Origin of the sequence: Streptomyces sp. RK62 (assembly GCF_018070255.1) — a bacterium.
Taxonomy (GTDB): Bacteria; Actinomycetota; Actinomycetes; order Streptomycetales; family Streptomycetaceae; genus Streptomyces; species Streptomyces nigra.
Genome location: NZ_JAGPYD010000022.1, coordinates 49,844 through 74,346, shown reverse-complemented (window position 1 = coordinate 74,346; position 24,503 = coordinate 49,844). Strand labels below are relative to the sequence as shown.

The 24,503-nt window shown below is 71.1% G+C and carries 22 protein-coding genes; 11 read left to right on the top strand and 11 right to left on the bottom strand.

The annotated features are described in order from the left end of the window. Positions 1-24: 24 nt before the first annotated feature. Positions 25-1,446: a Fe-S cluster assembly protein SufB gene (gene sufB / locus KBY32_RS32405; protein WP_055621449.1), complete on the bottom strand. Its 1,422-nt coding sequence runs from the start codon at positions 1,444-1,446 to the stop codon at positions 25-27. Then, positions 1,443-2,195 carry a metalloregulator ArsR/SmtB family transcription factor gene (locus KBY32_RS32400; RefSeq protein WP_210982591.1) on the bottom strand — a complete coding sequence of 251 codons (753 nt, stop codon included), beginning with the start codon at positions 2,193-2,195 and terminating at the stop codon, positions 1,443-1,445. The genes sufB and KBY32_RS32400 overlap by 4 nt, the downstream gene beginning before the upstream one ends. A 161-nt stretch (positions 2,196-2,356) precedes the next feature. Here KBY32_RS32400 and KBY32_RS32395 point away from each other — a divergent pair, with 161 nt between their 5' ends. The 4 genes from KBY32_RS32395 (at position 2,357) to KBY32_RS32380 (ending at position 6,000) form a co-directional block, all read left to right on the top strand. After that, positions 2,357-3,154: an aminoglycoside N(3)-acetyltransferase gene (locus KBY32_RS32395; RefSeq protein ID WP_210982590.1), complete on the top strand. Its 798-nt coding sequence runs from the start codon at positions 2,357-2,359 to the stop codon at positions 3,152-3,154. A gap of 68 nt (positions 3,155-3,222) precedes the next feature. Then, a complete protein-coding gene (locus KBY32_RS32390; RefSeq protein WP_055621452.1) occupies positions 3,223-4,146 on the top strand; it encodes an ABC transporter ATP-binding protein in 924 nt (307 codons plus the stop codon). Further along, complete coding sequence (locus tag KBY32_RS32385; RefSeq protein WP_210982589.1) at positions 4,143-4,919, top strand: ABC transporter permease; 777 nt, start codon at positions 4,143-4,145, stop codon at positions 4,917-4,919. Before KBY32_RS32390 ends, KBY32_RS32385 begins: the two co-directional genes overlap by 4 nt. A gap of 58 nt (positions 4,920-4,977) precedes the next feature. Next, on the top strand, positions 4,978-6,000 hold the full coding sequence (locus tag KBY32_RS32380) for a heme A synthase (protein WP_210982588.1): 1,023 nt from the start codon (positions 4,978-4,980) through the stop codon (positions 5,998-6,000). Here the strand turns inward: KBY32_RS32380 and KBY32_RS32375 are convergent. The 4 genes from KBY32_RS32375 to KBY32_RS32360 all read right to left on the bottom strand — a co-directional run bounded on the left by KBY32_RS32375 (position 5,955) and on the right by KBY32_RS32360 (position 9,310). Further along, positions 5,955-6,698, bottom strand: coding sequence for a nucleotidyltransferase domain-containing protein (locus tag KBY32_RS32375; protein WP_210982587.1), 744 nt, complete (start codon positions 6,696-6,698; stop codon positions 5,955-5,957). The genes KBY32_RS32380 and KBY32_RS32375 overlap by 46 nt on opposite strands. A 41-nt stretch (positions 6,699-6,739) precedes the next feature. Further along, positions 6,740-7,846, bottom strand: a complete 1,107-nt coding sequence (locus tag KBY32_RS32370; RefSeq protein WP_108706330.1) for an amidohydrolase family protein — start codon at positions 7,844-7,846, stop codon at positions 6,740-6,742. Positions 7,847-7,935: 89 nt separating this feature from the next. After that, positions 7,936-8,250, bottom strand: coding sequence for a hypothetical protein (locus tag KBY32_RS32365; RefSeq protein ID WP_055621456.1), 315 nt, complete (start codon positions 8,248-8,250; stop codon positions 7,936-7,938). Between the two features lie 91 nt (positions 8,251-8,341). Then, positions 8,342-9,310 carry a heme o synthase gene (locus KBY32_RS32360; RefSeq protein WP_247690308.1) on the bottom strand — a complete coding sequence of 323 codons (969 nt, stop codon included), beginning with the start codon at positions 9,308-9,310 and terminating at the stop codon, positions 8,342-8,344. Between the two features lie 362 nt (positions 9,311-9,672). Here KBY32_RS32360 and tkt point away from each other — a divergent pair, with 362 nt between their 5' ends. The 5 genes from tkt to pgl are packed head-to-tail and all read left to right on the top strand — an operon-like array spanning position 9,673 to position 16,324. Continuing rightward, positions 9,673-11,775: a transketolase gene (tkt, locus tag KBY32_RS32355; RefSeq protein WP_210982586.1), complete on the top strand. Its 2,103-nt coding sequence runs from the start codon at positions 9,673-9,675 to the stop codon at positions 11,773-11,775. Between the two features lie 34 nt (positions 11,776-11,809). Continuing rightward, positions 11,810-12,928 (top strand): transaldolase, encoded by a 1,119-nt coding sequence (tal, locus tag KBY32_RS32350; protein ID WP_210982585.1) that lies wholly within the window; start codon positions 11,810-11,812, stop codon positions 12,926-12,928. A gap of 5 nt (positions 12,929-12,933) precedes the next feature. Continuing rightward, a complete protein-coding gene (gene zwf / locus KBY32_RS32345) occupies positions 12,934-14,472 on the top strand; it encodes a glucose-6-phosphate dehydrogenase (protein ID WP_055621460.1) in 1,539 nt (512 codons plus the stop codon). Then, positions 14,469-15,545 carry a glucose-6-phosphate dehydrogenase assembly protein OpcA gene (opcA, locus tag KBY32_RS32340; protein WP_115506113.1) on the top strand — a complete coding sequence of 359 codons (1,077 nt, stop codon included), beginning with the start codon at positions 14,469-14,471 and terminating at the stop codon, positions 15,543-15,545. The genes zwf and opcA overlap by 4 nt, the downstream gene beginning before the upstream one ends. After that, complete coding sequence (gene pgl, locus KBY32_RS32335; RefSeq protein ID WP_210982584.1) at positions 15,542-16,324, top strand: 6-phosphogluconolactonase; 783 nt, start codon at positions 15,542-15,544, stop codon at positions 16,322-16,324. The genes opcA and pgl overlap by 4 nt, the downstream gene beginning before the upstream one ends. A gap of 68 nt (positions 16,325-16,392) precedes the next feature. On the opposite strand, the gene KBY32_RS32330 is transcribed toward pgl, so the two are convergent. From KBY32_RS32330 to KBY32_RS32310, 5 genes are all read right to left on the bottom strand, one after another. After that, on the bottom strand, positions 16,393-17,232 hold the full coding sequence (locus KBY32_RS32330) for a carbohydrate ABC transporter permease (protein WP_055621464.1): 840 nt from the start codon (positions 17,230-17,232) through the stop codon (positions 16,393-16,395). Then, a complete protein-coding gene (locus KBY32_RS32325; RefSeq protein ID WP_210982583.1) occupies positions 17,229-18,596 on the bottom strand; it encodes an ABC transporter permease subunit in 1,368 nt (455 codons plus the stop codon). The genes KBY32_RS32330 and KBY32_RS32325 overlap by 4 nt, the downstream gene beginning before the upstream one ends. Before the next feature lie 6 nt (positions 18,597-18,602). Further along, a complete protein-coding gene (locus tag KBY32_RS32320; RefSeq protein ID WP_210982604.1) occupies positions 18,603-19,934 on the bottom strand; it encodes an ABC transporter substrate-binding protein in 1,332 nt (443 codons plus the stop codon). A 67-nt stretch (positions 19,935-20,001) separates the two neighbouring features. After that, positions 20,002-21,648: a glycoside hydrolase family 13 protein gene (locus KBY32_RS32315; protein WP_210982582.1), complete on the bottom strand. Its 1,647-nt coding sequence runs from the start codon at positions 21,646-21,648 to the stop codon at positions 20,002-20,004. A gap of 158 nt (positions 21,649-21,806) precedes the next feature. Beyond that, positions 21,807-23,075 (bottom strand): ABC transporter substrate-binding protein, encoded by a 1,269-nt coding sequence (locus tag KBY32_RS32310; RefSeq protein WP_210982581.1) that lies wholly within the window; start codon positions 23,073-23,075, stop codon positions 21,807-21,809. A gap of 125 nt (positions 23,076-23,200) precedes the next feature. On the opposite strand from KBY32_RS32310, the gene KBY32_RS32305 reads away from it, so the two are divergent. Together KBY32_RS32305 and KBY32_RS32300 are read left to right on the top strand one after the other, a co-directional pair. Next, complete coding sequence (locus tag KBY32_RS32305; RefSeq protein ID WP_055621467.1) at positions 23,201-23,716, top strand: PadR family transcriptional regulator; 516 nt, start codon at positions 23,201-23,203, stop codon at positions 23,714-23,716. Beyond that, on the top strand, positions 23,713-24,465 hold the full coding sequence (locus tag KBY32_RS32300) for an ABC transporter ATP-binding protein (RefSeq protein WP_055621468.1): 753 nt from the start codon (positions 23,713-23,715) through the stop codon (positions 24,463-24,465). Before KBY32_RS32305 ends, KBY32_RS32300 begins: the two co-directional genes overlap by 4 nt. The last annotated feature ends 38 nt before the right edge of the window (positions 24,466-24,503 follow it).

The following is a 24,503-nucleotide window of genomic DNA, read 5'->3' as shown; positions in this document are numbered from 1 at the left end:
TGCTGCCGGAGCGGAGGGCGGGTGCTAGCCGACCGCGCCTTCCATCTGCAGCTCGATCAGCCGGTTGAGCTCGAGGGCGTACTCCATCGGCAGCTCCTTGGCGATCGGCTCGACGAAGCCGCGCACGATCATGGCCATCGCCTCGTCCTCGCTCAGACCGCGGCTCATCAGGTAGAAGAGCTGGTCCTCGGAGACCTTGGAGACGGTCGCCTCGTGGCCCATGGAGACGTCGTCCTCGCGGACGTCGACGTACGGGTAGGTGTCCGACCGCGAGATCGTGTCGACGAGCAGAGCGTCACAGAGCACGTTGGACTTCGCACCCGGGGCGCCCTCGCCGATCTCGATGAGACCGCGGTAGGAGGTACGGCCGCCGCCGCGCGCCACCGACTTGGAGACGATGTTGGAGGACGTGTTCGGGGCCATGTGGACCATCTTGGCGCCGGCGTCCTGGTGCTGGCCCGCGCCCGCGAAGGCGATGGACAGGGTCTCGCCCTTGGCGTGCTCGCCCATCAGGTAGACGGCCGGGTACTTCATGGTCACCTTGGAGCCGATGTTGCCGTCGATCCACTCCATGGTGGCGCCCTCGTAGGCGACGGCGCGCTTGGTGACCAGGTTGTAGACGTTGTTCGACCAGTTCTGGATGGTCGTGTAGCGGCAGCGGGCGTTCTTCTTGACGATGATCTCGACGACCGCGGAGTGCAGCGAGTCCGACTTGTAGATCGGGGCGGTGCAGCCCTCGACGTAGTGCACGTAGGCACCCTCGTCGACGATGATCAGGGTCCGCTCGAACTGGCCCATGTTCTCGGTGTTGATCCGGAAGTAGGCCTGGAGCGGGATCTCGACGTGCACGCCCTTCGGCACGTAGATGAAGGAGCCGCCCGACCACACGGCGGTGTTCAGCGCGGCGAACTTGTTGTCACCGGCCGGGATGACGGTGCCGAAGTACTCCTTGAAGAGCTCCGGGTGCTCCTTCAGGGCGGTGTCGGTGTCGAGGAAGATGACGCCCTGCTCCTCCAGGTCCTCGCGGATCTGGTGGTAGACGACCTCCGACTCGTACTGGGCGGCGACACCGGCGACGAGGCGCTGCTTCTCGGCCTCCGGGATGCCCAGCTTGTCGTAGGTGTTCTTGATGTCCTCGGGGAGCTCCTCCCAGGACGCCGCCTGCTTCTCCGTGGAGCGCACGAAGTACTTGATGTTGTCGAAGTCGATGCCCGACAGGTCCGAGCCCCAGTTCGGCATGGGCTTCTTCTCGAAGAGCTTCAGACCCTTGAGGCGCAGCTTCGTCATCCACTCCGGCTCCGACTTCTTGCCGGAGATGTCGCGGACGACGTCCTCGTTCAGGCCGCGCTTCGCTGCGGCACCGGCCTCGTCGGAGTCGGCCCAGCCGTATTCGTACGTGCCCAGGCCCTCGAGCTCAGGGTGGGCAGTCTCCGTGGGGAGAGTCATGCGGGGTTCCTCCCGGCCGTGCTTGCAGATGCGTGGTGAGTGGTGTGGGAAATCCTGGGGATGAACGTCGTGCAGACGCCGTCGCCGTGCGCGATGGTCGCCAGTCGCTGGACGTGCGTCCCGAGCAGCTCGGCGAAGATCTCCGTCTCCGCCTCGCACAGCTGCGGGAACTGCTCCGCGACATGGGCGACCGGGCAGTGGTGCTGGCAGAGCTGCTCGCCCTGCTGCGGGTGGGGCGCACTGCGCGCCGCCGCAGCGTACCCGTCGGCGCTGAGGGCCTTGGCGAGGGCCTCGGTGCGCTCGTCGGGTGCGGCCGCCTCGACGGCCTCGCGGTAGGCGCGCGCCTGGGCCTCGGTGCGGGCGCGGGCGAAGGCGGCGACCGCCTCGCTTCCGCCCTCGCGCTCGGCGATCCACTTCAGGGCGTCCACCGCGAGCTTGTCGTAGGACTGGTCGAAGGCGTCGCGGCCGCAGTCGGTGAGCGCGAAGACCTTGGCGGGGCGCCCGCGCGTGCGCGTGCCGTAGACCCGCTGTTCCCGGGCCTCCACGACGTCGTCGGCGACCAGCGCGTCGAGATGCCTGCGCACGGCGGCCTGGGTGAGGCCCAGCCGGCCGGCCAGCTCGGCGACGGTCGACGGCCCGTGGTCCAGGATGGATCGCGCGACCCGGTTGCGCGTCGAGCGCTCCCCGGTCGCGAGTTCCTCCTGAGGGGACCCCGTGGGGGTCTCCCGAGCCTCGCCGACGTTTTTCACAACGCCATTGTTGCGTAATTCCTCGAACCCAGGCAAGCGGCCCCCGTCCGCGATGACGGTGCCCTACGTCACTTAGGTAAACCTAATGTGACCTGCAGAAACGATCTTTGATCGATCAAACCGGTGGCGTCCGGCGACCTGGTCGGGGACACTCCGGGACCATGGCGACACCCCCTCCGACCGGCCCTCTTGTCACCCGCGGCACCCTCGCGGCCCACCTGTGCGAGCTCGGCGTCCGGAAGGGTGACACCCTCCTCGTGCACTCCTCGCTGCGCGCCCTCGGATGGGTCTGCGGAGGCCCCGTGGCGGTGGTTCAAGGCCTGCTGGACGCCCTCGGCCCGGACGGCACCCTGGTGGTCCCGACCCAGACCGGCGACCTCTCCGACCCGGCCGTCTGGCAGAACCCGCCGGTGCCCGAGGAGTGGTGGGAGACCGTCCGGGCGGCCATGCCCGGCTACGACCCCAGGATCACGCCCTCACGCGGCGTGGGCGTCGTCCCGGAGACCGTGCGGACCTGGCCCGGCGCCACCCGCAGCGCCCACCCCCAGACCTCGTTCGCCGCCCTCGGCACCCGCGCGCGGGAGATCACCGACGGGCACGCGACGGACTGCCGGCTCGGCGAGCGCAGCCCGCTGGCCCGGCTGGAGGCGCTGCACGCGCGCGTACTGCTGCTCGGCGCCGGTTACGACACCTGCACCGCCTTCCACCTGGCCGAGTACCGGATCCCCTCCCCGCTGGTGCGCGTGGGACGGCCGGGGCCCGAGGGGTGGGAGGTGGTCACCGAGGTGTCGATCACCTCGGAGCGTTTCGACGAGCTGGGGCACGACTTCGAACGGGACCGCCCGGTCCTGCGCGGAAGGGTCGGCGGGGCCGACGCGCGCCTGTTCCCGCTGGCCGACGCCGTGGCGTACGCGGTGCCGTGGCTGGAGACGCACCGGCCCCGCGCCGTGGAGCTGTGAGGCCGCCGGACGGGGAGATGCGCACCCGGCCGTTCGGGGGACCCGCGCTCTCCCTAGACTCTTGAGCCATGCGAAACGAGCCCGTGGTCCAGGTCCACGCCCTGGTGAAGCGGTACGGCGGGAAAACCGCGGTGGACGGTCTCGACCTGGTGGCCCGGGCGGGCGTCACGGCCGTGCTCGGACCGAACGGCGCGGGCAAGACCACGACGGTCGAGACCTGCGAGGGCTACCGCAGACCTGACTCCGGCACGGTGCGTGTCCTCGGCCTCGACCCGGTGCGCGAGTCCGCCGCGCTGCGGCCCCGGATCGGCGTGATGCTCCAGTCCGGCGGCGTCTACTCGGGCGCCCGCGCGGACGAGATGCTGCGCCATGTCGCCAAGCTGCACGCGCACCCGCTGGACGTGGACGCGCTGATCGAGCGGCTGGGGCTCGGGAGCTGCGGCCGGACCTCCTACCGCCGGCTGTCCGGCGGCCAGCAGCAGCGGCTCGCGCTCGCCATGGCCGTCGTCGGACGGCCCGAGCTGGTCTTCCTCGACGAGCCGACCGCCGGACTCGACCCGCAGGCCCGCCGCGCCACCTGGGACCTGGTCCGGGACCTGCGCGCCGACGGCGTCTCGGTGATCCTCACCACGCACTACATGGACGAAGCCGAACAGCTCGCCGACGACGTCGCCATCATCGACGCGGGCCGGGTCATCGCCCAGGGCTCCCCGGAGGAGCTGTGCCGGGGCGGCGCCGAGAACACCCTGCGCTTCACCGGCCGCCCCGGCCTCGACGTGGGCTCCCTGCTCAAGGCGCTGCCCGCCGACTGCACGGCCGCCGAGCTGACGCCCGGCTCCTACCGGGTCGGCGGCAAGGTCGACCCGCAACTGCTCGCCACGGTGACGTCCTGGTGCGCGCAGCACGGCGTGATGCCCGACCGGATCTCGGTCGAACGGCACACCCTGGAGGACGTCTTCCTGGAGCTGACCGGCAAGGAGCTGCGCTCATGACCACGACGAGCACCGGGACGTACGCCCCGAAGCCGGGCGCGGCCCCGCTCCCCCGCATGATCGCGGCCCAGGCGGCGCTGGAGACCAAGATGCTCCTGCGCAACGGCGAGCAACTGCTGCTCACCGTGGTGATCCCCACCCTGCTGCTGGTCCTCTTCAGCTCCGTCGACATCGTCGACACGGGCGAGGGGAAGGCCGTCGACTTCCTCGCCCCCGGCATTCTGGCGCTCGCCGTCATGTCGACGGCGTTCACCGGGCAGGCCATCGCCACGGGCTTCGAGCGCCGGTACGGCGTGCTGAAGCGGCTGGCGTCCTCACCGCTGCCCCGCTGGGGCCTGATGACGGCGAAGACGGTGTCGGTGCTGGTCACCGAGGTGCTGCAGATCGTCCTGCTGACCCTGATCGCCTTCGCGCTCGGCTGGTCGCCGCACGGCAACCCGGCCGCCGTGCTCCTGCTGCTGGTTCTCGGAACGGCCGCGTTCTCCGGGCTCGGTCTGCTGATGGCCGGAACGCTCAAGGCGGAGGCCACGCTGGCCGCGGCCAACCTGGTGTTCCTGCTCCTGCTGGTCGGCGGCGGGGTGATCGTGCCGCTGGACAAGTTCCCCGACGCGGCCCAGGACGTCCTCTCCCTGCTGCCCGTCTCCGCGCTCTCCGACGGGCTGCGGGACGTGCTCCAGCACGGCTCCGCGATGCCCTGGGGCGACGCGGGGATCCTGGCCGTGTGGGCGGTCGTGGGCCTCGCCGCGGCCGGCCGGTTCTTCCGCTGGGAGTAGCGCGCGGCCCCCGCCGGGCGCCCCCCCTCGTGAAAGCGTGCACAAGCGGCGGCCTACGATGGTGCGCGTGCAGAACCTGACCCGCGCCGACGCCCAGGCCGCCGTGCGCAACCCGCTCGCCTTCATCGCCGCCCGCTGGACCCCGGATCCGAGGACCGTCCGGCGCGCGGCGCTCGCCGCGCTCGTGATGTCGGTGATCATCGTGGTCACCGGCGGGGCCGTCCGGCTCACCGGTTCCGGGCTCGGCTGCCCGACCTGGCCGAAGTGCACGGACGACTCGCTCACCAACACCCGCGAGATGGGCCTGCACGGCGCGATCGAGTTCGGCAACCGCATGCTGACGTACGTGCTGTGCGCGGCGGTCGGCTGGGCGATCATCGCCGCCCGCTCGACGAAGCCGTACCGGCGGGGCCTGACCCGGCTGGGCTGGGCCCAGTTCTGGATCGTGATGAGCAACGCCGTGCTCGGCGGCATCGTCGTGCTCGTCGGCCTGAACCCGTACACCGTCGCGGCCCACTTCGTGGCGTCGTCGGCGCTCATCGCGGTCGCCGCGGTGATGTGGCAGCGCACCCGTGAGGGGGACGCGACCCCGCGTCCGCTGGTCGGCAGGGCCATCCAGCAGCTCGTGTGGTTCCTGGTGGCCGCGTCGGTGCTGCTGATCCTGGCGGGCACCGTGGTCACCGGCGCCGGGCCGCACGCGGGCGACTCCAGCGAGGTCGCGCGGATGCCGGTCGACTGGGAGACCGTGACCAAGCTGCACGCCGTGCTGGCCTGGATCGTGGTGACGCTGACCTTCGCGCTCTGGTTCGTCCTCAAGGCCGTCGACGCCCCGAAGAGCCCGCTGGACCGCACCCGCGACCTGTTCCTGGTCCTCCTCGCGCAGGGCGTCATCGGCTACGTCCAGTACTTCACGGACCTGCCCGAGGTGCTGGTCGGCCTGCACATGCTGGGCTCCGCCCTGGTGTGGATCGCGGTGCTGCGGGTGCTGCTGGCGCTGCGCGAGCGGCCGGAGACCTCCGTCCCCGACCTGCCCGCTCAGCCGTACGACGCCACCAGCGCGTCGATCGCCGGCCCCAGGTAGGCCCGCGTCAGCGCGGCCCTGCGCTCCGCCCACACGCCGGACGCCGGCGCGGCCGTGCCGTAGCGCCGGCCGTGGACGTCCGCGACGACCTCGGCCGGCGCCCCCAGCCCGGGCAGCAGCTCCAGCGCCTCCCGTTTGGAGATCAGCCGTCCCTCGCGCGCGGTGACGCTCGCCCGCGCGAACGTGATCAGGCCCAGGTCGACCCAGACGTCCCGGGTCCACCGCCGCTCGTCCGCCAGGGCGGGCCGCCAGAAGTCCCGCTGGTCGGCGACGACGAACGCGGCGAGCCCGTGGTCCGGCACCGGGGGCAGCAGGGCGGCGGGCGCCTCGCCGTGCAGCACGCGCCCGAAGACATGCAGCTCCCGCCAGGTCACCGGGGTGACCGGCCGCCGGAACAGCTCCTCGTGCGCCCAGGTCAGATGGCGCCTCGCCGGATCGTCCAGGGTCTGCGGCGTGAGGTACGAGCAGTGCAGCAGCGGGGCGAGGGGGGCGGTCCGCAGCCGGGCGTGCAGCGTCGCGAGGCGCCAAAGGGTGCGCGGGGCGAGCGGGCCGGGCAGGACGGCGATCAGGTCCAGATCGCTGCGGCCCTCCTGGTAGTCGCCACCGGCCAGCGAGCCGTGCGCCCAGACGGCGACGGGCTCCAGCGGTCCGAGGGCGGTCAGAAAACGGTCGAGCAGGGCGTCGGTCGGGGTCGGCATCCCGTCAGTCTGGTCGGGGGCGTCCGGACCGTACAGCCCGCTCACTGGAGGCCGTAGACCCGCCGGGCGTTCCCCGACGACACCATCTCCGCCACACGCTGCGCGTCCGCCGGGGACCATGCGCCCTCGGCGACCCAGGCGCCGAGCACCCGGGCGAGGGACTCGCGGAACAGCTGTGCCCCGACGACGTGCAGCTCGGGCAGGCCCTGGGCGCCGCTGGAGAAGAGGATCTTGCCGAAGGGGGCCAGCTCCAGGATCTCGGCGAGGATCGTGGCCGCGCGGGCGCCGGTGCGCACCAGGGCGGCGCCGGAGTCGGCGTAGACGTGCGGGAAGACACCGGCGAGATGGGCGGCGTGCCGGTGGTACGGGTAGCCGTGCAGCAGGACCAGGTCGGTGCCGAGGCCGGCGGTGGCGCGGACGAAGTCGGTGAGCAGGACCGGGTCGGTGCGGTCGATGCGCAGGCCCGGCTGGCCCAGCCCGGCGTGCAGCTGGAGGGGCCGCCCGGAGGCCACCGCGATCCACAGCAGATGCCGTAGCAGCACCGGGTCGGTCAGCTCGCCGCCGACGCCGCGGTCGGCGAGCCAGCGCCCGGCCGCGCCCCGCACCTCCCCCGGCCCCGGCGGCTCGGGGGCCAGCGCCAGGCCGTGGCGTACACCGGCGACCGAGGTGAAGGCGACGGCGTGCGCGGCGGCGGCGTGCACCGACTCGGCGAGGTTGGCGAGGAAGGACTCGACGGTGCCGGAGGTGTCGGCGACCTGTTCGGCGAGGAGTTCGAGGCGGACGATCTCATGGGCCTCGGCGGAGGCGGCGGAGGCCATCTCCGGGGGGCCGGTGAGGTCGCCGGGCAGCCCGGTGTCGACCAGATAGGTGGTGATGCCACTGCCCCGCAGCAGCCGCCGGCCGGCCTCCCAGACGCCGAGTTCGCGGCGCCGGGCCAGATAGCGGGCGGGCGGGCAGTGCGGCTCCAGGCCGAGGAGCGGGGGGCACCAGCGCCGTACGGCGAAGCCTGTCTGGGTGTCGAAGAGCGTGGTGCCGGGGGCCGGCGGTCCCTCGGTGCGGGCGAGCTGGGCCTCGAAGGTGCCGAGGCCCAGTTCCGCTCTCAGTACGCCGTGGCAGTACTGGTCCACGAGGGACGGCGTGTCGATCATCCGGGCTCCCCGTGGCTTGGACGTGGCGTGCTCCACACGTCCTAACGGGTGAACCCGCGCCGAGGTGTTGGGGAGAGACGGGCGGGCTCTCAGCCGCCGATCTGGATGCCGGCCATCCGCTTCCACTCGTACGGGCCGGTCTGCACCTTTGCCGCGAGCTCGCCGTCGAAGGTCTCGTGACGGGTGATCCCGGCCTTCTCGACGGCCTTCTCGGCGGTCTCGAACGTGGGGGCCACCAGGTCGCCCCAGCCGCCGTCCTCGCCCACGAGGACGATACGGGCGCCGCGCTCGCCGATGTACGCGATCTGGGCCTCGGCACCGCCGTGGGACGTGGCGAAGGCGTTGATCCGGTGGGCGAGGCGGGTCACCTTGCGGTCGTCGGCCTGCTGCGTGTCGTCTGCCATGGTCAGGATGCTACCGATCAGTAGATCGCTTGGCGACGGGAGGGGTGCGTGACCCGCGCCTCAGCGTGTCAGCGGCGGAGATCCCGGCGTGTCAGCGCAGGAAGGGGTCGACCGCGACGGCCACGAAGAGCAGCGAGACATAGGTGATCGACCAGTGGAACAGGCGCATCTCCTTGAGCTTCGCGCCGGTCACCTCGGCCTTCGCACGGTTCTGCAGCGCGTGCGCCTCCCACAGCCACCAGCCGCCCGCAGCGAGCGCGACCGCGGTGTAGAACCAGCCCGTGTAGCCGAGCGGCGTCAGCAGCAGCGAGACCGCGACCATCACCCAGCTGTAGAGGACGATCTGCTTGGCGACGACCTTGTTGGAGGCCATGACGGGGAGCATCGGCACGCCCACGCGCGCGTAGTCCTCCTTCACCTTCATGGACAGCGGCCAGTAGTGCGGCGGCGTCCAGAAGAAGATCACCATGAAGAGGATCAGCGGCGCCCAGGACAGCGAGTTCGTGACGGCGGACCAGCCGATCAGCACCGGCATGCAGCCCGCGATGCCACCCCAGACGATGTTCTGCGAGGTACGGCGCTTGAGCAGCATCGTGTAGACGACGACGTAGAAGAGGAGCGCTCCGAGTGACAGCCACGCCGACAGCCAGTTGACGGTGAGGCCGAAGAGCAGCGTCGACACGACCGCGAGGGTGATGCCGAAGGCCAGGCACTCGCGCGGGCTGACCATCCCGGTGACCAGGGGGCGCTGGGAGGTGCGGTCCATCAGGGCGTCGATGTCGCGGTCGATGTACATGTTGAGCGCGTTTGCGCCGCCCGCGCTGAGGTAACCGCCCACACAGGTGAGGAGCACCAGTCCGAGGTCGGGAACGCCCCGCTCGGCCAGGAACATCACCGGAACGGTGGTGATGAGCAGCAGCTCGATGATCCGCGGCTTGGTCAGCGCCACGAACGCCGCGACCCGGGCCCCGATCGGCCGTCGGCTCGGGCTCTGGCTCGTCCCGACAATCCCCGCTGGACGGGATTCAACGGCCGTCACGCACACCCCTGACAGAGACATCCCAGCAAGCCCGACCGTGTGAAGTCCCGGTAAAGGCTCGCGCGTACCACGCCACTGTAGACGTTGCCCAGACCCGGACCGTCGCGGGGGTCGGGTCGTGTTGGGGGCGTGGTCCGAAGGGCGCGCGATGGCTCGATTGAGCGCTCGGATGACAGGGTGCGTATTCATGTGCCGAGCCCCGGAACGACGCGGCCGACAGGCACATCCCGAAGTCTCCCGGCAGTCTGGGATGAGTCGAAAAAACGCACGTACTTCCGGGGGTAGGCTCGACAACGGCCGGCCGACGCCGAGTACGCCGGCAGCCGGTGGGCGCGTGCCCGTGACGCCGGCAACCGACATGTGGAGAGGAGCCCTGACCCAGGGTGAGCACCAAGCCGACCACCACAGACCTCGAGTGGACCGAGCTGGACCAGCGGGCGGTGGACACCGCCCGCGTCCTGGCCGCAGATGCCGTACAGAAGGTCGGTAACGGCCATCCTGGTACGGCGATGAGCCTGGCGCCCGCCGCCTACACCCTCTTCCAGAAGGTGATGCGGCACGACCCTTCGGACGCCGACTGGGTCGGGCGGGACCGCTTCGTGCTGTCCGCCGGCCACTCGTCCCTGACCCTCTACACCCAGCTCTACCTGGCCGGCTTCGGCCTGGAGCTGGACGACCTCAAGGCGTTCCGGACGTGGGGCTCGAAGACTCCCGGCCACCCGGAGTACGGCCACACCACGGGTGTGGAGACGACGACCGGCCCGCTGGGCCAGGGTGTCGCCAACGCCGTCGGCATGGCCATGGCCGCCCGCTACGAGCGCGGTCTGTTCGACCCGGAGGCCGCCGCGGGCACCTCCCCGTTCGACCACTTCATCTACTGCATCGCCGGTGACGGCTGTCTGCAGGAGGGCATCTCCGCCGAGGCGTCCTCGATGGCCGGGCACCAGAAGCTGGGCAATCTGATCCTGCTGTGGGACGACAACCACATCTCGATCGAGGGCGACACCGAGACGGCCGTCTCCGAGGACACGGTCAAGCGCTACGAGGCGTACGGCTGGCACGTGCAGCGCGTCGCCCCCAAGCCGGACGGCGACCTGGACCCGAACGCGATCTACGACGCGATCCAGGAGGCCAAGAACGTCACCGACCGCCCGTCGTTCATCGCGATGCGCTCGATCATCGCCTGGCCGGCCCCGAACGCGCAGAACACCGAGGCCGCGCACGGCTCGGCGCTCGGTGACGACGAGGTCGCGGCCACCAAGCGGGTCCTCGGCTTCGACCCGGAGAAGACCTTCGAGGTCTCCGACGAGGTCCTCGCGCACACCCGCGGTGCCCTGGAGCGCGGGCAGGCGGCCCGTGCCGTGTGGGAGAAGTCCTTCCAGCAGTGGCGGGACAACAACCCCGAGCGCGCCGCCGAGTACGACCGCATCGCCAAGGGCGCGCTGCCCACCGGCTGGGAGGACAAGGTCCCGGTCTTCGAGCCCGGCAAGGGTGTGGCGACGCGCGCTGCGTCCGGCAAGGTGCTGCAGGCGCTCGGCGCGGTCATCCCGGAGCTGTGGGGCGGCTCGGCCGACCTGGCGGGCTCGAACAACACGACGATCGACAAGACGTCGTCGTTCCTGCCCGAGGGCAACCCGCTGCCGGAGGCCAGCCCGTACGGCCGCACGATCCACTTCGGCATCCGCGAGCACTCCATGGCCGCGGAGATGAACGGCATCGCGCTGCACGGCAACACCCGCATCTACGGCGGCACCTTCCTGGTGTTCTCCGACTACATGCGCAACGCGGTGCGGCTGTCGGCCCTCATGCACCTGCCGGTGACGTACGTGTGGACGCACGACTCCATCGGCCTCGGCGAGGACGGCCCGACGCACCAGCCGGTCGAGCACCTGGCCGCGCTGCGCGCCATCCCCGGTCTGAACATCGTCCGCCCGGCGGACGCCAACGAGACCGCGATCGCCTGGCGCGAGATCCTGCGGCGCTGGACCAAGGAGTACGGCAAGGGCGCCCCGCACGGTCTGGCGCTCACCCGTCAGGGTGTGCCGACGTACGAGGCCAACGAGGACACGGTCCGCGGCGGCTACGTGATGTTCGAGGCGGAAGGGCCCTCCGGGCAGAGCACAGAGCCGGAGGTCGTCCTGATCGCCACCGGTTCCGAGGTGCACGTGGCGGTCGAGGCGCGCGAGCGGCTCCAGGCCGACGGGGTGCCGACGCGCGTCGTGTCCATGCCGTCCGTGGAGTGGTTCGAGGAGCAGGACCAGGGGTACCGGGACAGCGTCCTGCCGCCGTCCGTGAGGGCGCGTGTCGCGGTCGAGGCCGGGATCGGTCTGACCTGGCACAAGTACGTCGGCGACGCGGGCCGCATCGTGTCGCTGGAGCACTTCGGCGCTTCCGCCGACGGCAAGGTCCTTTTCCGGGAGTACGGCTTCACCGCCGAGAACGTGGCGGCCGTCGCGCGGGAATCCCTCGCCGCGGCCCGGCGCTGACGCTCACATACGCAACGTAGGAGTTTGATTTTCCATGACAGACGCACTGAAGCGCCTCTCCGAGGAAGGCGTCGCGATCTGGCTGGACGACCTGTCACGCCAGCGCATCACGTCCGGCAACCTGGCCGAGCTGATCGACCAGCAGCACGTCGTCGGTGTCACCACCAACCCGACGATCTTCCAGAAGGCCATCAGCGAGGGCCACGGCTACGACCAGCAGCTCTCCGACCTCGCGGCCCGCAAGGTCACGGTCGAAGAGGCCATCCGCATGATCACCACGGCGGACGTCCGGGACGCGGCCGACATCCTGCGCCCGGTCTACGACGCCACGGACGGCCAGGACGGCCGGGTCTCCATCGAGGTCGACCCGCGTCTCGCGCACAACACGCACGCGACCGTCGCCGAGGCCAAGCAGCTGGCCTGGCTGGTGGACCGCCCGAACACGCTCATCAAGATCCCGGCCACCCGCGCCGGCATCCCCGCGATCACCGAGGTCATCGGCCTCGGCATCAGCGTCAACGTCACGCTGATCTTCTCGCTGGAGCGCTACCGCGAGGTCATGGACGCCTACCTCGCCGGTCTGGAGAAGGCGAAGGCCAAGGGCCTGGACCTCTCGCAGATCCGTTCGGTGGCGTCGTTCTTCGTGTCCCGCGTGGACAGCGAGATCGACAAGCGTCTCGACGCGCTCGGCACCGACGAGGCCAAGGCCCTGCGCGGCAAGGCCGCCATCGCCAACGCCCGGCTCGCCTACCAGGCGTACGAGGAGGTCTTCTCCTCCGACCGCTGGAACGCGCTGGAGAAGGCGGGCGCCCGCAAGCAGCGTCCGCTGTGGGCCTCGACCGGTGTGAAGGACCCGGCCTACAAGCCGACCCTGTACGTCGACGAGCTGGTGGCGCCGAACACGGTCAACACCATGCCCGAGGCCACCCTGCACGCGGTGGAGGAGAAGGGCGAGATCACCGGCAACACCATCGCCGGCACCTACGAGCAGGCCCGCGCCGACCTCGACGCCGTCGAGCGGCTCGGTATCTCGTACGACGAGGTCGTGCAGCTGCTGGAGGAAGAGGGCGTCGAGAAGTTCGAGGCGTCCTGGAACGACCTGCTCAAGTCGACCGAGGCGGAGCTGGAGCGCCTCGCCCCCTCGGAGGGCTGATCCCTTTGCCACCCTTCAACGTCACGGAAGCGAACCCGCTTCGTGACGCCGCCGACCGACGGCTCCCGCGTATCGCGGGGCCGTCGGGCCTGGTGATCTTCGGCGTTACGGGCGATTTGTCACGTAAAAAGCTGATGCCCGCTGTGTACGACCTCGCGAACCGGGGCCTGCTGCCGCCGGGCTTCTCGCTGGTCGGCTTCGCCCGCCGTGAGTGGGCGAACGAGGACTTCGCCCAGGAGGTCCACGACGCGGTCAAGGCCCATGCCCGCACCCCCTTCCGCGAGGAGGTCTGGCAGCAGCTCATCCAGGGCATGCGCTTCGTGCAGGGCACCTTCGACGACGACGACGCCTTCGAGCGGCTGCGCGCCACCATCGAGGAGCTGGACAAGGCCCAGGGCACGGGCGGCAACTTCGCCTTCTATCTGTCGGTGCCGCCGCGCTCCTTCCCGGTGGTCATCCAGCAGCTGAAGAAGCACGGGCTCGCCGACCAGACGGGCGGCTCCTGGCGCCGCGCGGTCATCGAGAAGCCGTTCGGACACGACCTGGCCTCCGCCGAGGAGCTGAACAAGGTCGTCCACGAGGTCTTCGCCCCGGACCAGGTCTTCCGCATCGACCACTACCTGGGCAAGGAGACCGTCCAGAACATCCTGGCGCTCCGGTTCGCCAACACGATGTTCGAGCCGATCTGGAACCGGTCCTTCGTGGACCATGTGCAGATCACCATGGCCGAGGACATCGGCATCGGCGGCCGCGCCGGCTACTACGACGGCATCGGCGCCGCCCGCGACGTCATCCAGAACCACCTGCTCCAGCTCATGGCCCTCACGGCCATGGAGGAGCCGGCCTCCTTCGACGCGGACGCGCTGGCCGCCGAGAAGACCAAGGTGCTCGGCGCCGTCCGGCTGCCGAAGGACCTCGGCCGCGACACGGTGTTCGCGCAGTACGCCGAGGGCTGGCAGGGCGGCGAGAAGGCGGTCGGGTACCTCCAGGAGGAGGGCATCGACCCCAACTCCAAGACCGACACGTACGCCGCGGTGAAGCTGTCGGTCGACAACCGCCGCTGGGCGGGCGTCCCCTTCTACCTGCGCACCGGCAAGCGGCTCGGCCGGCGCGTCACGGAGATCGCGGTCGTCTTCCAGCGGGCCCCGCACTCCCCCTTCGACTCCACGGCCACCGAGGAGCTGGGCCAGAACGCGATCGTCATCCGCGTCCAGCCCGACGAGGGCGTCACCGTCCGCTTCGGCTCCAAGGTGCCCGGAACCTCCATGGAGATCCGGGACGTGTCGATGGACTTCGCGTACGGCGAGTCCTTCACGGAGTCCTCGCCCGAGGCGTACGAGCGGCTGATCCTCGACGTCCTGCTCGGCGACTCGAACCTCTTCCCGCGCACCGAGGAGGTCGAGCTGTCCTGGAAGATCCTCGACCCGATCGAGGAGTACTGGGACCGGCACGGCAGGCCCGCCCAGTACCCGGCGGGCACCTGGGGTCCCGTCGAGGCGGACGAAATGCTCGCACGAGAGGGACGGAGCTGGCGCCGGCCATGAAGATAGACCTCACGGACACCACGGCCAGCAAGATCAACAAGGCGCTGGTGAAGGCGCGGCGGGCCATCGGCACGCCGGCCGTCGGCATGGTGCTGACGCTGGTCATCGTCACGGACGAGGAGAACGCCTACGACGCCCTCAAGGCCGCCGGCGACGCCTCGCGCGAGCACCCCTCGCGCACCCTGCTGGTGATCAAGCGTGTCTCGCGCTCGCCCCGGGACCGCACGCAGTCCCGGCTGGACGCCGAGGTGCGGGTCGGCGCCGACGCGGGCACGGGCGAGACGGTGGTGCTTCGCCTCTACGGCGAGGTGTCCGAGCACGCCCAGTCCGTCGTCCTGCCCCTGCTGCTGCCGGACGCCCCCGTGGTCGTCTGGTGGCCGGTGAACGCGCCCATCGACCCGGCGAACGACCCGCTGGGCGCGCTCGCCCAGCGCCGGGTCACCGACACCTACGCAGCGGAGCAGCCGGTGCGGGAGCTGTCGGCGCGCGCCGGGACGTACACGCCGGGCGACACCGACCTGTCCTGGACCCGGATCACGCCGTGGCGCTCGATGCTGGCGGCGGCCCTGGACCAGGTGGTCTGCGAGGTGAAGGCCGTCGAGGTGGAGGGCGAGGAGTTCAACCCGAGCTGTGAGCTGCTGGCGATGTGGCTCGCGGACCGGCTGGACGTCCCCGTGCAGCGGTCCCTGTCGTCGGGCCCCGGTCTGACGGCGGTACGGCTGGACACCGACTGCGGCCCGATCGTCCTCGACCGGGCCGACGGCTCGCTGGCGACGCTGTCCATCGAGGGGCAGCCGGACCGGGCGGTGGCGCTGAAGCGGCGGGAGACGTCCGAGCTGATCGCGGAGGAGCTGCGCCGGCTGGACCCGGACGACACCTACGCGTCGGCGCTGCGCTTCGGCGTGGAGAAGCTCCACGCGTCCGCGCCCGCCCGGCCCACGGAGACGGGGAAGGCGGCGCAGGACGAGCCGGCCAAAGGAGAAGCGGCCGAGACTCCTGTCGAAGACGCCGCAAAAGCCCCGGCGAAGGAAGCGACGGCGGGGGAACCGGTGAAGAAGGCGGCGGCCAAGTGAACACCCCGCAGCTGGTCGTGCACCGCGACAAGGAACTGATGGCCCAGGCCGCGGCGGCCCGGCTGATCACGAAGATCGTGGACGCCCAGGCCTCCCGGGGCTCGGCGTCCGTGGTCCTCACCGGCGGCCGCAACGGCAACGGCCTGCTGGCCGCGCTGGCGGCGGCGCCCGCCCGGGACGCCGTCGACTGGGGCCGCCTGGACCTGTGGTGGGGCGACGAGCGGTTCCTGCCCGAGGGTGACCCGGAGCGCAATGTCACGCAGGCCCGTGAGGCCCTGCTGGACTCGGTGCCCCTGGACCCGAAGCGGGTGCACGCCATGCCCGCCTCGGACGGACCGTTCGGCTCGGACGTGGAGGCGGCTGCCGCCGCCTACGCGGAGGAGCTGGCGCGGGCCGCGGGCCCCGAGAACCACGGCTCGGTGCCCACGTTCGACGTCCTGATGCTGGGCGTGGGCCCCGACACGCACGTCGCCTCCCTGTTCCCGGAACTGCCCGCGGTACGGGAGACGGAGCGTACGGTCGTCGGCGTCCACGGCGCCCCCAAGCCCCCGCCGACCCGCATCACCCTCACGCTCCCCGCGATCCGCGCGGCGCGCGAGGTGTGGCTCCTGGCGGCCGGCGAGGACAAGGCCGAGGCGGCGGCGATCGCCCTCTCGGGCGCGGGCGAGATCCAGGCCCCGGCGGCGGGCGCCCGCGGCCGCTCCCGCACCCTGTGGCTCCTGGACGCGGCGGCCGCCGCGCAGTTGCCGCGGTCGTTGTATCCGCCGGCGATTCCCTGACCGGTCTCTGATACGAGTTCGGGCCCCGCTTCCTGAGAAGCGGGGCCCGAACTCGTATGGGGGACCGGCTACTTCACCGAGCCCGCCATCACCCCCTGCACGAAGTGCCGCTGGAAGGCGAAGAAGACCACCACCGGGACCACCAGGGACAGGAACGCGCCCGGGGCCAGGACGTCGATGTTGCTGCCGAACTGGCGGATCTGGGACTGGAGTTCCACGGTCAGCGGCTGGGAGGAGCTGTCGGCGAAGAGCAGGGCCACCAGCATGTCGTTCCAGACCCACAGGAACTGGAAAATGGCCAGGGAGGCGATCGCCGGGCGGCCGACCGGCAGCACCAGGCGGGTGAAGATCCGCCACTCGCTGCCGCCGTCCATACGGGCGGCCTCCAGCATCTCCTTGGGCATCTCGGCGAAGTAGTTCCGCAGCAGGAACACCGCGAACGGCAGACCGTAGGCGACGTGGAAGAGGACGACGCCCGGGATCGTGCCGAACAGGCCGAGCTGGCCGAAGAGTTTGGCGACCGGGAGCAGGCCGATCTGCACCGGGACCACGAGCAGCGCCACGACGAGCAGGAAGATCGCCTCGCGGCCCGGGAAGTCCAGCCAGGCGAAGGCGTACCCGGCGAGGGCGGCGAGCACCACCACCAGCACGGTCGTCGGCACCGAGATCAGGACCGTGTTCCAGAACGCCTGGGTGATCCCGGAGTTGGCGAGCAGGGCCGAGTAGTTGTCGAAGGACAGCTGTCCGGGGCTGGTGAAGACCGTCCACCAGCCGCCGGTCGCGGTGTCCTCGGCGGACCGCATCGACGACAGGAACAGCCCGGCGAGCGGGGTCAGCCAGACCAGGCCGATCACCACGAGGAAGGCCTGCACGAGCGAGTTGCCCAGGCCGCGCCTGACCGCGTTCATCGCTGACTCCTCTTGAAGCGGCGGACGTTGAAGACCATGGCGGGGATGACCAGCAGCAGGAGCAGCACGCCGAGGGCGCTGCCGAGGCCCTGGTTGTTGCCGCCGCCGAACGACACCAGCCACATCTGCGTCGCGAGCACGGTCGCGTCCTCCTGCACCGGGCCGGGCGCGATGATGTAGACGAGGTCGAAGACCTTCATCACGTTGATGACGAGGGTGATGAAGACGACGGTGAGGACCGGGGCGAGCAGCGGCACGGTGATCCGGCGGAAGATCTGCCACTCGTTGGCGCCGTCCATCCGGGCCGCCTCCAGCGAGTCCCGGGGCAGCGCGGACAGGCCCGCGCCGATCAGGACCATCGCGAACCCGGTCCAGATCCACAGGTACGCCCCGATGATCGCCGGGGTGACGAGCGTGGGACCGAGCCAGGAGATGCCCTCGTAGGGGGCGGCGAAGTTCGACGACGGCAGCCGCACCGTGTACGAGCCGTCGTCGAGGTCCTCGAAGCGGAAGGAGCCGTCGGACGCCGTGGTCGTGGTGGCGACGGTCTCCCCCGCGCGCACCGCCTCGACCTTCATCCCGGGCAGTCCGCTCTCGCGCCGGTCGACGACGCCCTGTTCCCCGCCCCCGCCGGGGGTGAAGTCCAGGTAGACGACCCCGGTCAGCTCACCGGCGCCGGCCGTGCGCCGCGCGGCCTCGTACGCCGGTCCGGCGCCGTCCGGAAGGTCGGCGGGCAGGACGCCGACCAGGCCCAGCGGAACGCTCTTCCCGGGCGCGACGGTGTCGGTCGTGCGGTAGGAGCCGTCGGCCGCCTTGGTCAGGCCCTGCCCGTCGCGGGCGCGGGCCGTCGGGTAGGCCGAGGTGTCCTGGAACATGTCGTGCACGGAGACCGCGGCGGCGTTGAGGACGCCCTTGTCCGGGTCCTCGTCGTAGGCGAGCCGGAAGATGATGCCGGCGGCGAGGAAGGACACGGCCATCGGCATGAACAGCAGCAGCTTGAACGCGGTCGCCCAGCGGACCTTCTCCACCAGCACGGCCAGGATGAGGCCGAGGCCGGTGAGCAGGGCCGGGGCCACCACGACCCAGATGGTGGTGTTGCGGATGGCCTTGAGGGTGGCCGGGTCCCGGAACATCTCGCTGTAGTTGTCGCCGCCGACGAAGCGGGTGCCGGAGGCGTCGAAGAAGCTGCGGCCGACGGAGAACAGCACCGGGTAGACGACCAGGGCGCCCAGCAGGAGCAGCGCGGGCAGGACGAAGAGCACGGCGATGACGCGGGCGCGCCGCCGCGAGCGCCGGGCGCGGGTCGCGCCGGGGCTCGCGGCGGGCGGCCGGGGCCCCGCCTCGTTGACGAGGGTCGCGGTCATGACGGATCAGCCCTGGCCCTCGTAGGCCTTGGCCGCCGCGGCCTCCAGCTTCGCGGCGGTGCCCTTCGGGTCGGACGGGTCGCGCAGGAAGTCCTGGAGGAGCTTCCACTCGCCGGCGCCCTTGGTGCCGCCGAAGGCCGCCGGGGCCTGGTCGGACATGTCGAAGCGGACCGAGTCACCGGCGGCGACCAGCGACTTGGCGGTCTCGCGGGTGACGTCGTCGCCGTAGGAGGCGAGGTCGACGTTCTTGTTCGGGGACAGGAAGCCGCCGGCCTCGGCCCACACGGCGGCGGCCTCGGGGGTGGCCAGGTACTCCAGCAGGGCCATGCCGGCCTTCTGGCTCTTGCCGTCCTTCAGGACGACGGCCGCGTCACCGCCGCTGACGACGGGCGGCTTGCCGCCGCCGACCGCCGGGAACGGGAAGAAGTTCGCGTCCTCGCCGATCTTCCGGCCGAACTGGTCCTTGGCGACGCCCGCGACGAAGTCGCCCTCGTAGACCATGCCGGCCTCGGGCTTCGGGCCGAACACCTTCTCCACGGAGCCCGGGAAGTCGGTGTTCAGGGCGCCCTTCTGGCCGCCCGCGATCAGCTGCTTGTCCTTGAACAGCTCGCCGAGCGTGGTCAGCGCCTTCACCACCGAGGCGTCGGTCCACTTCAGCTGGTGCGTGGCGAGGGCGTCGTACTTCTCGGGGCCGGCCTGGGAGAGGTAGACGTTCTCGAACCAGTCGGTCAGCGTCCAGCCGTCCTGACCGGCGACCGAGAAGGCGGCGAGCCCGGAGTCGGAGACGGTCCGCCCGGCCTTCAGCAGGTCGTCGTAGGACGTCGGCGGCTCGACGCCGGCCTGGGCGAGGGCGTCGGGGCTGTACCAGACCGTCGACTTGTGGGCGGCCTTGAAGTAGAGGCCGTACAGGGTGTCGTCGACGCTGCCGTAGTTCTTCCAGACCGGCGCGAAGTTGGCGTCCACGGACTTCTGGGCGGTGGCCGACAGCGGCTTCAGCCAGCCCTTCTGCGCGAACTGCTTCAGAACGCCGACCTGCGGGACCATCACGACGTCGGGGGCGTTGCCGCCCTCGATCTTGCTGCCGACGACGGTGGAGACGTTGTCGCCGGTGGAGACGAACGTCGTCTTGGCGCCGGTCTTCTCGCTGAAGGCGTCCAGCACCTTCTGGAAGTTCTTCTGCTCGGTGCCGGTCCAGACTCCGGCCACGGTGACCGTCTGTCCGTCGAGTGCCTTGTCGCCGCCGCCGGCCGAGACGGGGCCGCCGCCGCAGGCGGTCGCGCCGAGCGCCAGGACGAGGGCGGTACAGCCGGTGAGCAGGGTGGTACGGCGTCGCATCATCATCGATGTCCCTTCGGGGAATGGGAAGAACGGCCGGAGGTTCCGGAGTTTCGGGAGGTGCGGGGGGTCAGGGGGCGGCGGGTGACTCGGTCCCGTCGCTGATCCACCAGGCGGCGGTGGAGCCGGGCAGCACCCCGGCCGGGCAGGGCCCGCTCGACAGCAGCGGGGTGCCGGAGACCGGCGCGGAGGTGGCGGCCGTGCCGAAGTTGACGGCGCAGACCAGGCCGTCGCCGCGGGCGAAGGCCAGGACACCGGGCGGGCTGTCCAGCCAGCGCAGCGTCCCCTCGCCCAACTGGGGCAGCGCGGAACGCAGTTGCAGACCGTCGCGGTACAGGTGCCAGAAGGAGCGGGTGTCGGCCAGCGCCCGGTCGGTGGCGTACTCGGCGAAGTACTCGGGCTGCGGGAGCCAGGGCTTGGCGCTCTCCACACCGGAGGTGAAGCCGAACGGTGACGCCTGCCCGGACCAGGGCAGCGGCACCCGGCAGCCGTCACGGATCCGGGCACGGCTGCCGGTGCGGCGGAAGATCGGGTCGGTGAGCACGTCGTCCGGCAGGTCGACGACCTCGGGCAGGCCCAGCTCCTCGCCCTGGTAGATGTACGCGGCACCGGGCAGCGCCAGCATCAGCAGCGCGGCGGCGCGGGCACGGGCGGCGCCGACGCCGCTGCCCTCGGGCGCGGGCTCGCCGTACCGGGTGACGGTGCGGACCTGGTCGTGGTTGTTGAGCACCCAGGTGACAGTGGAGCCGGTGCCGGCGATGTCCTGCATGGCCTCGGAGATGACCTTGCGGAAGGCGTCGGCGTCCCAGGGGGCGCTGAGCAGGTCGAAGAAGAACGCCTGGTGGAGCTCGTCGGAGCGGACGTACAGGGCGTGTTCGCGGGCGGTGGGCACGGACACCTCGCCGACGAGGAGCCGTTCGCGGCCGTCCCGCTCCGTGTACTCCTCGCATATGGAGCGCCAGGAGCGCCACACCGCGTGCACCTCGGGCTGGTTCCAGGCCAGCGGGTTGACCGAGTCGCGGGTGCGGGCGTCCGCCTCCGGGTCGTCGGAGTCGGGCAGCTCCGGGTGCTTGAATAGGCCGGCGGCGACGTCGATGCGGAAGCCGTCGACGCCCCGGTCGAGCCAGAACCGCAGGACCCGGTCGAACTCGGCGCCGACCTGGGGGTTGCGCCAGTTCCAGTCGGGCTGCTCGGGGGTGAACATGTGCAGGTACCACTGGCCGGGCCGCCCGTCCGCCTCGGTGACCCGGCTCCACGCGGGGCCACCGAACATGGCGTGCCAGTTGTTGGGCGGCTCGCTGCCGTCGGCACCACGTCCGTCGGCGAAGTGGAAGCGGGCGCGGGCCGCGCTGCCGGGGCCGGCCTCCAGCGCCTCCTGGAACCACCGGTGCTCGCTGGAGCAGTGGTTCGGGACGATGTCGAGCAGCACCTTGACGCCGAGCCGGCGGGCCGCCGTGACCAGCAGGTCGAACTCGGCGAGGTCCCCGAAGAGCGGGTCGACGTCGCAGTAGTCGGCGACGTCATAGCCGTGGTCGTGCTGCGGCGAGGGGTAGAAGGGGCTCAGCCAGATCCCGTCGACCCCGAGCTTCTTGAGATACGGCAGCCCCGCGCGGACCCCGGCGAGGTCGCCCACACCGTCGCCGGTGCTGTCGAGGAAGCTGCGGACGTAGACCTGGTAGATCACCGCGTCGCGCCACCAGTGGTACTTACTCAGCATGCATGCATGTTAGGTATCTGTTTCAGAGGGGTGTCAATGAAATGGCGCAAGCTACCGAACAGTTGGCACGGCAAATCCGGGCATACCCGTACGGGATTCAGGAGGATGAGATGTCGCCGTTACCTAACATGCAAGTAGGTGAGCGGTGCCGGGACGGCTCAGCGCGCGATGGCGTCGAGCTCGCGCGCCAGCCGGCGCACCGCGGCCTCGGGCGTGTCGTGCCCGGCCATGGCGTCCCGCACGACCGCCTGCACCACGAGGCTCACCTGGCCGTAGCGCGGGCTCTTGGGGCGTGGGGCGGCCGTCCGCACGCTCTCGCGCAGCGTCGGCAGATACGGGAACCTCCGGACCAGCTCCGGGTCCTCGTAGAGATCGGCCCGTACGGGCGGCAGGGCGCCGCGTGTGAGCACCTGGCGCTGGACGTGCTCGCTGGTCAGATAGGCGAGCAGCCGGGCCGCCGAGTCCGGGTGCCGGGCATGGGTGCTGACGGCGAGGTTGGAACCGCCCAGCACGCTCGTGCCGGGTCCGTCGGGCCCGGGAAGCGGTACGGCGCCGATCTTCCCGGCGACCGGTGAGCCCTCGGCCGACGCGACGGCGTAGGCGTACGGCCAGTTGCGGAGGAACAGCAGGCGCCCGTCCTGGAAGGCCTGCTTGGACTCCTCCTCCTTGTAGGTGAGCGCCTGTCTCGGGATCCAGCCCTCGCGCACCCCGCGGGCGAGGAAGTCGATGCCGTCGCGGGCCGCCTCGGAGTTGACGGTGACGCGTTCGCCCTCGTCGCCGAGGATGGAGCCGCCCGCCGAGTACACCGCCTCGGCGGCGTTGACGGTGAGCCCCTCGTAGGGCAGGAACTGACCCGCGTACCCGTCGAGTCCGTGCTTGGGCGCGATGGTCCGCGCCGCCCGTTCCAGCTCGGCCCAGGTGCGCGGCGGGGCGACGCCCTCCTCGGCGAGGATGTCCTTGCGGTACAGCAGCAGGCCGGCGTTGGTGACGTACGGGACCGCGTACAGCCGTCCGTCGTAGGTGGCCGTGCCGACGACCGGCTTCAGGAAGGTGTCCAGCGGGAAGCGGTCGCGCTCCAGGGGGCGGATCCAGCCCTGGGCGGCGAACTCCGAGGTCCAGCTGACGTCGATGTTGAGGATGTCGAAGCGGCTGCGGTCGCCGTCGCGCAGGTCGGTGGTCATCTGCGCGTGGGTCTCGTCGGCCGAGTCGGGCAGCTCGACGAGGGTGACCCGCTCGTCGGGATGCGTACGGTTCCAGCCCTCCAGGACGGAGCCGAGGTACCCGGTGAGGTCGCCCGCGGTGGCCAGGGTCATCGGCCCGCGGCCGGCCCCGGGACCGTCGTCGGCGTGGGCCCCGGAGGCGACGTAGCCGGTCAGGATCACGACGAGGACGAGAAGGCCCCTACCGGCGGCGTGGATCCACCGCATAGGTTCCTCCCTGTACACCTGGCACCGGGCGTCGTCGCCCGGGGACAGAGGCCATGTATACCCGTTAGGTATGCGCGATACTAGGGTTCGCGGCACATTGGCTCGGGATCGGGAGGAGAGCACGAGTGCGGCTGCCCCTCCTGGCCCTGCTGGCGCGCGGCCCGGCGCACGGATACGAGCTGAAGCAGGACCTTGAGCTGATGCTGGGCTCCGCGTACCCTCAGCCGAACGTCGGCCAGATCTACGTCACCCTCGGCCGTCTCGAGAAGTCGGGACTCATAGAGGGCGAGGACGTCGAGCAGTCGGGCCGGCCCAACAAGAAGGTCTACCACCTCACCGACGCCGGGCGTGAGGCGCTGCGCGCCTGGTTCGAGGAGACCGAGGACGAGCCTCGGGTGCGGGACGAGTTCTTCATGAAACTGGCCCTGGCCCCGCAGACCGGCCTCACCGACCAGATCGCCCTCATCAACCGACAGCGGCGCCAGTACCTGAACACCATGCGTCATCTGTCGAAGCTGGCCGCCGCCGAGAACCGGGACAACCGCATCGCGCATCTGCTCATCGAGGGCGCGATGCTGCACCTGCAGGCCGACCTCGACTGGCTGGAACGGTGCCAGGAGGAGCTGGAGGAGCTGGAGTGAGCGACGACCCCACTCCTGTGCTGCGCGCCGAGAGCCTGGTCAAGACGCATCACGGCGAGGGCGCCCCGGCCCATGCCGTGCGGGGTGTCGACCTCTCCGTCCGGCGCGGCGAGTTCGTCGCCGTCACCGGCCCGTCCGGTGCCGGCAAGTCGACCCTGCTGCATCTGCTCGGCGGTCTGCAGCGCCCGGACAGCGGCAGCATCTGGCTGGACGGCGAGTGCGCGGACGGCTGGCGCGAGGCCCGCTGGGCGGTCGAGCGCAGGAAGCGCATCGGCATCGTGTTCCAGTTCTTCAATCTGGTCTCCGACCTGTCCGTCGCCGACAACGTCGAGCTGCCCGCCCTGCTGGCCGGCGTCCCGCCGAAGCGGGCCCGCGCCGAGCGCGTGGAGTTGCTGGCGGAGCTGGGGCTCGTGGGCAAGGAGCGCAGCATGCCGGGCGAGCTGTCCGGCGGCGAGCAGCAGCGGGTGGCGCTCGCCCGGGCCCTGGTCAACCGTCCGCCGCTGCTGCTGGCCGACGAGCCCGCGGGCAGCCTGGACAGCAAGGGCACCCGTGAGGTGATGCGGCTGCTGACCCGCTTCCACCAGCGCGGGCAGACCATCGTCCTGGTCACCCACGACGCCCGGCTGGCGAGTGCCGCGGACCGCGTGATCAGCTTCTTCGACGGCCGGATAGCCGACGACGCGACGCTCGACGGCGGCGCCCCGCCCCGCCGGACCGGCGCGTCCGGTGTGCTGGAGCTCAGGGACTGACATGCCGGAGTACGACCGCCGCCCCGCGTCCGGGCCGA